The sequence below is a fragment of the Streptomyces sp. N35 genome (assembly GCF_016464295.1).
Lineage (GTDB): Bacteria > Actinomycetota > Actinomycetes > Streptomycetales > Streptomycetaceae > Streptomyces.
Map to the genome: position 1 here is coordinate 1 of NZ_JAEIMH010000049.1, position 8,292 is coordinate 8,292.

The 8,292-nt window shown below is 70.4% G+C and carries 8 protein-coding genes; 7 read left to right on the plus strand and 1 reads right to left on the minus strand.

Annotated elements, in window-relative coordinates; genetic code table 11:
* From JAO81_RS25150 to JAO81_RS25160, 3 genes are all read left to right on the plus strand, one after another.
* Positions 1 to 1,208 (plus strand): M18 family aminopeptidase (locus tag JAO81_RS25150; protein WP_199550203.1); only part of this gene is annotated, 1,208 nt, incomplete at its 5' end.
* 78 nt (positions 1,209 to 1,286) lie between these two features.
* Positions 1,287 to 1,511: a DUF6458 family protein gene (locus JAO81_RS25155; RefSeq protein WP_165334909.1), complete on the plus strand. Its 225-nt coding sequence runs from the start codon at positions 1,287 to 1,289 to the stop codon at positions 1,509 to 1,511.
* Positions 1,512 to 1,623: 112 nt separating this feature from the next.
* On the plus strand, positions 1,624 to 2,313 hold the full coding sequence (locus JAO81_RS25160) for a DUF4232 domain-containing protein (RefSeq protein ID WP_199550204.1): 690 nt from the start codon (positions 1,624 to 1,626) through the stop codon (positions 2,311 to 2,313).
* 17 nt (positions 2,314 to 2,330) lie between these two features.
* On the opposite strand, the gene JAO81_RS25165 is transcribed toward JAO81_RS25160, so the two are convergent.
* Positions 2,331 to 4,139, minus strand: a complete 1,809-nt coding sequence (locus tag JAO81_RS25165) for an NHL domain-containing thioredoxin family protein (protein ID WP_199550205.1) — start codon at positions 4,137 to 4,139, stop codon at positions 2,331 to 2,333.
* A gap of 63 nt (positions 4,140 to 4,202) precedes the next feature.
* On the opposite strand from JAO81_RS25165, the gene JAO81_RS25170 reads away from it, so the two are divergent.
* The 4 genes from JAO81_RS25170 (at position 4,203) to JAO81_RS25185 (ending at position 8,228) form a co-directional block, all read left to right on the plus strand.
* Positions 4,203 to 4,706 (plus strand): LURP-one-related/scramblase family protein, encoded by a 504-nt coding sequence (locus JAO81_RS25170; RefSeq protein ID WP_165334912.1) that lies wholly within the window; start codon positions 4,203 to 4,205, stop codon positions 4,704 to 4,706.
* A gap of 146 nt (positions 4,707 to 4,852) precedes the next feature.
* Positions 4,853 to 5,842, plus strand: coding sequence for a hypothetical protein (locus tag JAO81_RS25175; protein WP_199550206.1), 990 nt, complete (start codon positions 4,853 to 4,855; stop codon positions 5,840 to 5,842).
* 48 nt (positions 5,843 to 5,890) lie between these two features.
* A complete protein-coding gene (locus tag JAO81_RS25180; RefSeq protein WP_199550207.1) occupies positions 5,891 to 7,045 on the plus strand; it encodes a hypothetical protein in 1,155 nt (384 codons plus the stop codon).
* 184 nt (positions 7,046 to 7,229) lie between these two features.
* Positions 7,230 to 8,228, plus strand: a complete 999-nt coding sequence (locus JAO81_RS25185) for a hypothetical protein (protein WP_199550208.1) — start codon at positions 7,230 to 7,232, stop codon at positions 8,226 to 8,228.
* Positions 8,229 to 8,292: the final 64 nt, after the last annotated feature.

The window sequence follows — 8,292 nt, forward strand, 5'->3', positions numbered from 1 at the left end:
GGGCCGCCGCCGCCGAGCGGCTGGAGAAGGCCGGGTTCCGTCAGGCCGACGAGGCGGCCGAGTGGGATGGCACGAGCGGCGGCAAGTACGTCCTGCGCGGTGGCGCGATCATCGCCTGGTACGTGCCGGAGGGCGCCTCGGCGCACACCCCGTTCCGTATCGTCGGTGCCCACACCGACTCCCCCAACCTGCGCGTGAAGCCGCTGCCGGACACCGGTGCGTACGGCTGGCGGCAGGTCGCCGTGGAGATCTACGGCGGACCGCTGCTCAACTCCTGGCTCGACCGCGATCTGGGGCTCGCGGGGCGGCTCTCCCTGCGCGACGGAACGACCCGGCTCGTGAACGTGGGGCGGCCGCTGCTTCGCGTCCCGCAGCTGGCGATCCACATGGACCGCTCCATCTACGAGAAGGGGCTGCAGCTCGACAAGCAGAAGCACATGCAGCCCATCTGGGGCCTCGGCGAGCCGCACGAGGGCGATCTGATCTCCTTCCTGGAGGAGGAGAACCGGATCGAGGCCGGTGACGTGACCGGCTGGGATCTGATGGTGCACTCCATCGAGCCGCCCGCCTATCTCGGCCGTGACCAGGAGCTGCTCGCGGGGCCGCGGATGGACAACCTCCTGTCCGTGCACGCCGCCACGGCCGCCCTGGCCGCCGCATCGGCCTCCGACGGCCTCTCGTACATCCCGGTCCTCGCCGCCTTCGACCACGAGGAGAACGGGTCGCAGTCGGACACGGGCGCCGACGGACCGCTGCTCGGCAGTGTGCTCGAGCGCTCCGTGTTCGCGCGCGGCGGCAGTTACGAGGACAAGGCCCGTGCCTTCGCCGGCACCGTCTGCCTGTCCTCCGACACCGGGCACGCGATCCACCCCAACTACGGGGAGCGCCACGACCCGACGCACCACCCGCGCGCCAACGGCGGTCCGATCCTCAAGGTCAACGTCAACAACCGCTACGCGACGGACGGTTCGGGCCGTGCGGTCTTCGTCGACGCGTGTGAGCGCGCGGGCGTCCCGTACCAGCACTTCGTCTCGAACAACGCGATGCCCTGCGGCACCACGATCGGCCCGATCACGGCGGCGCGGCACGGCATCAAGACCGTCGACATCGGTGTCGCGATCCTGTCGATGCACAGCGCGCGCGAGCTGTGCGGATCCGACGACCCGCATCTGCTCGCGAGCGCGCTGACGGCCTTCCTGGAGTCCTGAACTCCTCTTCTCTGCATGGCTGTTCCGGCGCCGGGTACCCGGAGTGCCGGAACAGCCAGGTACAGGGAGGCGGAACTCATGGGCATGGGCGGATGCATCCTGCTGATCGCAGGCGGCGCCATCCTCACGTTCGCGACCAACTGGGAGATGCAGGGGGTCAATCTCGACATCGTGGGCATCATCCTGATGCTCGTCGGGATCATCGGCGTCGCGGCCTTCAGCTCGGCGGCACGCAAGCGGCGGGTCATCACCCCCGGCGGCACCGTGGTCGACGACCGTCAGACCGGGCGTACTTACGAGTGAGGCGTACGGACGAGGTGCGAGGGAACTGAGGCGCGGCGATCCTCGTCTTGGAGCGCGGGACGGTACGAACTCCGTACCCACTGACCGCACTTCAAGCACGGGGGATTGATTCATGGGTACGTTGCGTCGGCGCGCCGCGCTCGTCATCGCGGGAACGGCCGCTGTCGGTATGGTCCTGACCGGCTGCTCGGACTCCGGGTCCGGGCGCAAGTCGTCCAAGCCGTCCGGGGGCAGTTCGTCCTCGAAGGGGTCGTCGAAGGGGTCGGGCAAGACGCAGGACCCGTCGGACACCCCGACCAAGGACGACGGCGGCAAGACCGTCCCCGCCGGAAAGCCCTCCACCAAGCCCGGCACGGGCGGCGGCGGCAGGACGGGGCCGTGCACCAACGCGGAGACCGAGCTGACCGTGACCGCCGCTCCGCGCCCGGTCAACTACCAGCTGATCACGCTCACCAACACCGGCAAGCGCACCTGCACGGTGCTGCACTACCCGGTCGTCAGCTTCGGCCCCGACCTCGACGGCACGGCGGAGGGCCGCGAGGACACCAGGCCGCAGGCCGTGGTCACGCTGAAGCCCGGCGCCTCCGCGTACGCCGGGCTCAACACGAGCCCGGCGGACCAGGCGGACGACGGCACCAAGCCGCACGCCAAGACCCTCTCCGTCGACCTGATCAAGAAGGTCGGCGCCGACGGCTCGACGGTCCAGCTCGGCCAGCCGGACACGGTCAAGGTGAACGACCTGTTCATCTACGAGCCCAAGGTGTCCTACTGGCAGCAGGAGATGGACCTGGCGCTCGGCTAGGGCGTCTCTTTCGGGGACTACGCGTCCATCCCCGCAAGCACCAGCGCCAGCCGGTCCGTCGCGCCTTCGGTGAGGCGGACCGGGACGCCCCAGTCCTGCTGGTGGACGTGGCAGGCCGGATATTCGTTCGCCGGGTCGTCGTCGCAGGACGCCGCCATCGCCGATACGTGCAGCACGCCCTCGCCCACGGCCGGGTCCAGCTCCAGCTCGCGGGCGAGATCCGTGCCCGCGCCCTCGCCGGCGAGCAGCAGCCCGGGCGGGGTGGACGAGACGAGCAGACGGGTGGACGGGCCGTACCGGGTGTCCAGCTTCTGGCCGGCCGGGGCCTGGAAGACCACGTCCAACTGGAGCTTGCCCGGGGCGACTTCGGTCGCGGCGCGCTGCGTACGGTGGGCGACCGCCTCCACCCGTACGGCCTCGTCGGGCAGCCGCAGCCGGGTCAGACGGTGGCGGGCGGACTCGACGACCACGATGTCCTCGCCGACCAGGACCGCGTCGGAGGGCTCGCGCAGATCCGTCGCCAGGGTGGTGACCTCGCCGGTCGCGGGGTCGTAGCGGCGCAGCGCGTGGTTGTACGTGTCGCTGACCGCGACCGATCCGTCAGGGAGCGCGGTGACGCCCAACGGGTGCTGGAGCAGGGCCTGTTCGGCGGCGCCGTCGCGGTGGCCGAAGTCGAAGAGACCGGTGCCGACAGCCGTGTGCACGGTCCGGTCGCGGTCGATCCAGCGCAGCGCGCTGGTCTCCGAGTCGGCGATCCACAGCCTGTCCTCGGTGGCCTCGAGACCGGAGGGCTGCGCGAACCAGGCCTCGGCGGCGGGCCCGTCGACCAGGCCCTCGTTGGTCGTGCCCGCCGCGACCTGGACCGTCCCGCTCTGCGGGTCGTACGTCCACAGCTGGTGCACACCGGCCATGGCGATCCAGACGAGCCCGTCGAACCACGCCACGTCCCACGGCGAGGAGAGGTCCACTTCGCGCGCCGGCCCCGAGGTGGGCGAGCCCTGCCACCACTGGCGTCCGGTGCCGGCCACGGTCTCGATCGCGCCGCTTTCCGGGTCGTACGTCCGCAGCGCGTGATTGACCGTATCGGCGATGATCACGCGCCCGTCGGGCAGCAGCGCGAGACCCTGCGGCTCACTGAACTCCCGCTCCCCGAAGCCGCGTTCACCGCTGCCGATCCGCCGTACGACCGTCTCTCCGTCGGCCGCCATCTCCACCAGCTGGTGCCGGGTCGAGTCGGAGACGAGGAAGTTGCCGCTGGGCAGCAGCAGCGCCTTGCCCGGGAAGCGCAGATCGGTGGCGACCGGCTCGGGCGCGACATAGGGGCCGTCGCCGCGCCGCAGCGTGCCCTTCGCCTCGTGCTCGGCCTCGAGCTCCTCGACCAGTTTCTCGATCGCGTGCGCATGGCCCTCGCCGGCGTGCTGCGCGACGACATAGCCCTCGGGGTCGATGACGACGAGCGTCGGCCAGGCCCGTACGGCGTACTGCTTCCAGGTCGCGAGCTCCGGATCGTCGAGCACCGGGTGGTGCACCTCATAGCGCTCGACGGCGTCGACGACGGCCGCGTGCTCGGCCTCGTGCACGAACTTCGGCGAATGCACCCCGATGATCACGACGGTGTCCGCGTGCTTCTGCTCGAGCTCGCGGAGCTCGTCGAGGACGTGCAGGCAGTTGATGCAGCAGAACGTCCAGAAGTCGGCGATGACGATGCGTCCGCGCAGGTCGGCAAGGGTGAGTTCCTTGCCTCCTGTGTTCAGCCAGCCGCCCTTGCCGATCAGCTCGGGGGCACGGACTCGGGCGCGGCGGGGGGCCGGGGCTGCGTCGTTCATGGTTCAAGCTTGCCACTCGGGCGGCGCATGGCCGACGGGCGGGCAGCGGGTACGGATCCCGGCATGAAATATCTCGTACGCGACAAGCTCTTCGCCATCGGTGACGACTACTGGATCGAGGACGAGCAGGGCCGCAAGGCGTTCTTCGTCGACGGCAAGGCCATGCGGATCAAGGAGACCTTCGAGCTCAAGGATCCCGAGGGGCGGGTGCTCATCGACATCCGCGCCAAGATGTTCAGCCTGCGGGACGCGATGACCATCGAGCGCGGCGGCGAGGCGCTCGCCACGGTCAAGAAGAAGCGGTTCTCGCTGCTGCGCAACCACTACCGCGTCCAGCTCGTCGACGGCACCGAGCTGGACGTCAGCGGCAAGATCCTCGACCGCGAGTTCGTCGTCGAGTACGAGGGCGAGATGCTCGCGCACATCTCCCGGCGGTGGCTGCGGGTGCGCGAGACGTACGGCGTCGATGTCGTACGGGAGGAGGCCGACCCCTCGCTGATGATCGCGATCACGGTGTGTGTGATCCGGCTGGCCGAGAAGGAGCGGGTCGGCGAGGTCGTGGACTGACGGCCCCCCGGGTCCGCCCCGGGCCGCCCCCGGCCGCCCTGACCCGGATGCCTTCGCACGGCGTGCGCGTCACCCAGAGCGATGGTGCCCTTACGGACAGTGGTCGATTTATCGACCTTCATCCGCAGGGAAGGAATTGGGTGGCTATGTCTGCATGGCACACCACGGGTCTGCGCGCCGCGACCGCGGCCGGACTCGCACTGACGGTGGCGGTCACCGCCATGGGTACGGCTCAGGCCGACGAGGCCGACGACGCGTACAGCTGGGGCACGGTCGTCGAGACCAAGGACGGCGTGCAGGCGAACTCCTGGCTCGTCGGCGTCACGGGCGTGGGCAAGATCATCAACGCCCGCCTCTTCGAGTCCGCTTCGCCCGGTCACCCCAAGGCACAGGGCGAGAGCGCCGGCGGCGGCAACCTCGTCGACCTCACGGTCGGCGGCGTCGGCCTGGGCAAGGTCTCGGCGCTCTACACGCACTCGTTCACCAACAAGCTGCCGCGGAGCAAGTCCGGCAAGGAGACCATCCCGGTCCCCGGTGCCGCGTACGCCAACGCCGGCGGCGGCCGCGTCCACATCGGTCTGCCGTACGTGGAGGGCCTGGTCGGCACGCCGCTGCAGGGCCTGAGCGTGCGCGTGGACGCGCTCGACGTCCACGCACGCTCGCTGCCGGGGCGGCCCGTGGAGTTCCAGGGCGGCGCGGCCTCGGGTGAGCTGTCGATGTTCGGCGAGAAGATCATCGAGATTCCGCCGCTGTGGGCGGTCAACCTGGGCGCGACCATTCCCGCGGGCCGCAACGACCCGAACGCCCCGTTCGTGCTGGCGCAGACGAACGAGCAGATCACCACGGACAACAAGGGCGTGCCTACCAAGGGCAAGGACGGTCAGTACGCGTACGACCCGCGTGCGACCAGCGGTTATGTCAACGGCATCCACGCCAGCGTGCTCGGTCCGAACGTCGCCGACGTGACGTACGCGCACGCCGCCGTCATCCGTGACCCCGCCCTGACGGACAAGTTCAAGTCGCAGCTGCCGAAGGTGCCCGCCCTGATCGACATGATCAAGGACGCGGCCAAGCAGCTGTCCCCGAAGCCGGCCGAGAAGCCGGTCACGACGCTGCCGATGCCCGCAGCGAACTGAGCCGTCCCCCCGCAGCAGCATCCCAACCCCAGGACCAGGGGGTCCCCCATGCCACCCAGCACCCGAACGTCCCGCCCGCGTACGGCCGTTGTGACCACCGTCGCCCTGACGCTCTCCCTGTCGGCGCTCGCTTCCGGCGCCTACGCCACCGGGCTCCAGCCGCCCCCGTTCCCGCCGCCCGGCGGGATCCAGGTCAACGAGGACGGCCAGCCGCAGGGCGAGGGGAACGTACCCGTTCCCGAGAAGCCCGAGGTTCCCGAGCTGATCGAGCCCGAGCTCCCCGACACCCCTGAGCTGCCCGCGTTGCCGGACCACCCTGGGTACACGGAGTACGAAGGCATGTTCGCCGGCGTCGCGGACATCGTGCACGGCGCCCTCGATCTGGGGTTCGGCTTCTTCAAGCCGCCGCGCACCCGCCACGCTCCGCCGCCGCCTCCGCAGCAGCCGCTGCCCGCCACCCACTGGGGCACCGTCGCCGACGACGACACTCCCGCCCAGGCGAACGCCTGGACGCTGCGGGTGCGCGGCGGGAACGCCCACGGGGACGCCCGGCTCACCGAGGCGCATTTGCCGGCACTGCCCGACGCGCCCGCCGCCGTCAGCGGTGCGGCCAAGCCCCTCGAGCTGGGGAAGAAGTACTCGTTCGGCAGTCTGCACCGGCTTTCGACGCGTACGTGGATGAAGGACGGCTCCGTGCACGCCGAGGCGAAGCTCGGGCGTGCGGAGCTGGGCATGCCGTATCTGAAGGCGGCGGGCAAACCCGTGGACACGAAGCGGCTGCCGGTCCTGCTGGATCTGCGGGACGCGGTGACGACGGCGGTCGGGCACCCGGACCGCGCGGCCGAGTTCCGTACGGAGATCAAGGGCGGCAGGGTGATGTCGTTCGGGCGTGAACTGCTCACGCTCGAGCGCCCGTTGAAGCCGAACACGAGCCTGCGCATTCCCGCCGACAAGAAGCTGCCGCCGTGGGGTCTCGTCACGTTCAACGAGCAGATCACCACCGACGCGCAGGGCCATCCCACCGCGGGCAAGGACGGCCGGTACGCCCCCGAGCCGGGGGCCACCAGCGGCTTCGCGAACACGGCCCACATCACCCTGCTGTTCCCTGTGGCGCTCGACATGACGGTGGGGCACGCGGCGGTGCTGCACCGCGGGACCGGTGGTGCGGACAAGGCCGACGCGAGCGGTGGCGACGCACAGTGACGAGCCGCCCCCAGATGGCCCCTCCGGCATGCGGATATCGCACTGCGTAGCGAGCCTCTAACTATCAGTGGTCGATCTTCTCGGCTGCTTCCTCCCCCTTCAGATCGACTGCAGCTCCCTTCAGCTCCCGAAGAACCCACCCGGGACCCACTCCCGGGAGATTCACCGAAAGAGAGGGTCGGCCATGGCCTCATGGCGCATTTCAGGGTCCCGCGCCCTGCTGACAGCGGGCGTCGCCCTGACCGCAGTGCTCACCGCCACACTCCCCGCGCAGGCCGCCCACGCACCCGGCGGTGTCGACGACTGGGGAACGGTCGTGGACACCAAGGACTGCGTCCAGGCCGACGCCTGGCTGGTGCGGGTGAAGGGCCTGGGCAAGATCATCGACACCAAGCTCTTCCAGTCCCACTACCCGATCACCCCGCAGGCGCCCAAGCAGCACGCGGGCGGCCGTGAGCTCATCAACCTGGCACCCATGGGCATCGGCCTGGGCAAGGTCTCGGCGCTGTACTCCCGCGCGATGGGCCACGCGCACCCGGCGACGACCTCGGGCAAGGGAGACGTACCGGCACGCGGTGAGGTGTACGCGGACGCCGGCGGCGCGGCGGTCGACATCGGCCTGCCGTACATCCAGAACCCGACCGGCGGCACCCAGCTCTCGCCGTTCGGTGTCCATGTCGAGGGCATCACGGTCTCCGCGTACTCCCAGCCGGGCAAGCCCGTCGCCTTCACGGGCGGCGCCGCCCGCGGCTACATCTCGGTGGCGGGCACCCGCATCATCGACATCCCGCCGATCTGGGCGGTCAACCTCGGTGTGCGCATCCCGGAGGACTACACCCAGGCGCCGCTCGCCCTGGCCACCACCAACGAGCAGGTCACGACGGACGTCAAGGGCAACCCGACCAAGGGTCCCAACGGCGCGTACAAGTACGACCCGAAGGCGACGAGCGGGTACATCAACGGCATCCACGCGAGCGTCCTCGGTACGGACGTCGCGGATGTGACGGTCGTGCACGCCGCGGTGCTCCGCGACCCGAAGATCACCGACAAGTTCGCGGTGGCGCCGCGTGCCGCCTCGGACCGCGCGGGCGTGCCGGCCCGCCCGCTCTCGAAGTCCTGTGCCCCGTTCGCGCCGCCGCGTGCGGCCGCCGCGGGCATGAAGGACACCTCGTCCTGCTGGTAGCCCAACGGCTGTCAGCCGTGAAGGCCCGTGAAGCCGCGTGCCGCGCGCCCCCCACCGCGAGCCG

Excerpts from the sequence above, each read along its gene's own strand:
- JAO81_RS25175 (WP_199550206.1), top strand. The coding sequence starts at position 4,853 with ATGTCTGCATGGCACACCACGGGTCTGCGCGCCGCGACCGCGGCCGGA.
- JAO81_RS25170 (WP_165334912.1), top strand. The coding sequence starts at position 4,203 with ATGAAATATCTCGTACGCGACAAGCTCTTCGCCATCGGTGACGACTAC.
- JAO81_RS25165 (WP_199550205.1), bottom strand. The coding sequence starts at position 4,139 with ATGAACGACGCAGCCCCGGCCCCCCGCCGCGCCCGAGTCCGTGCCCCC.
- JAO81_RS25180 (WP_199550207.1), top strand. The coding sequence starts at position 5,891 with ATGCCACCCAGCACCCGAACGTCCCGCCCGCGTACGGCCGTTGTGACC.
- JAO81_RS25185 (WP_199550208.1), top strand. The coding sequence starts at position 7,230 with ATGGCCTCATGGCGCATTTCAGGGTCCCGCGCCCTGCTGACAGCGGGC.
- JAO81_RS25160 (WP_199550204.1), top strand. The coding sequence starts at position 1,624 with ATGGGTACGTTGCGTCGGCGCGCCGCGCTCGTCATCGCGGGAACGGCC.
- JAO81_RS25155 (WP_165334909.1), top strand. The coding sequence starts at position 1,287 with ATGGGCATGGGCGGATGCATCCTGCTGATCGCAGGCGGCGCCATCCTC.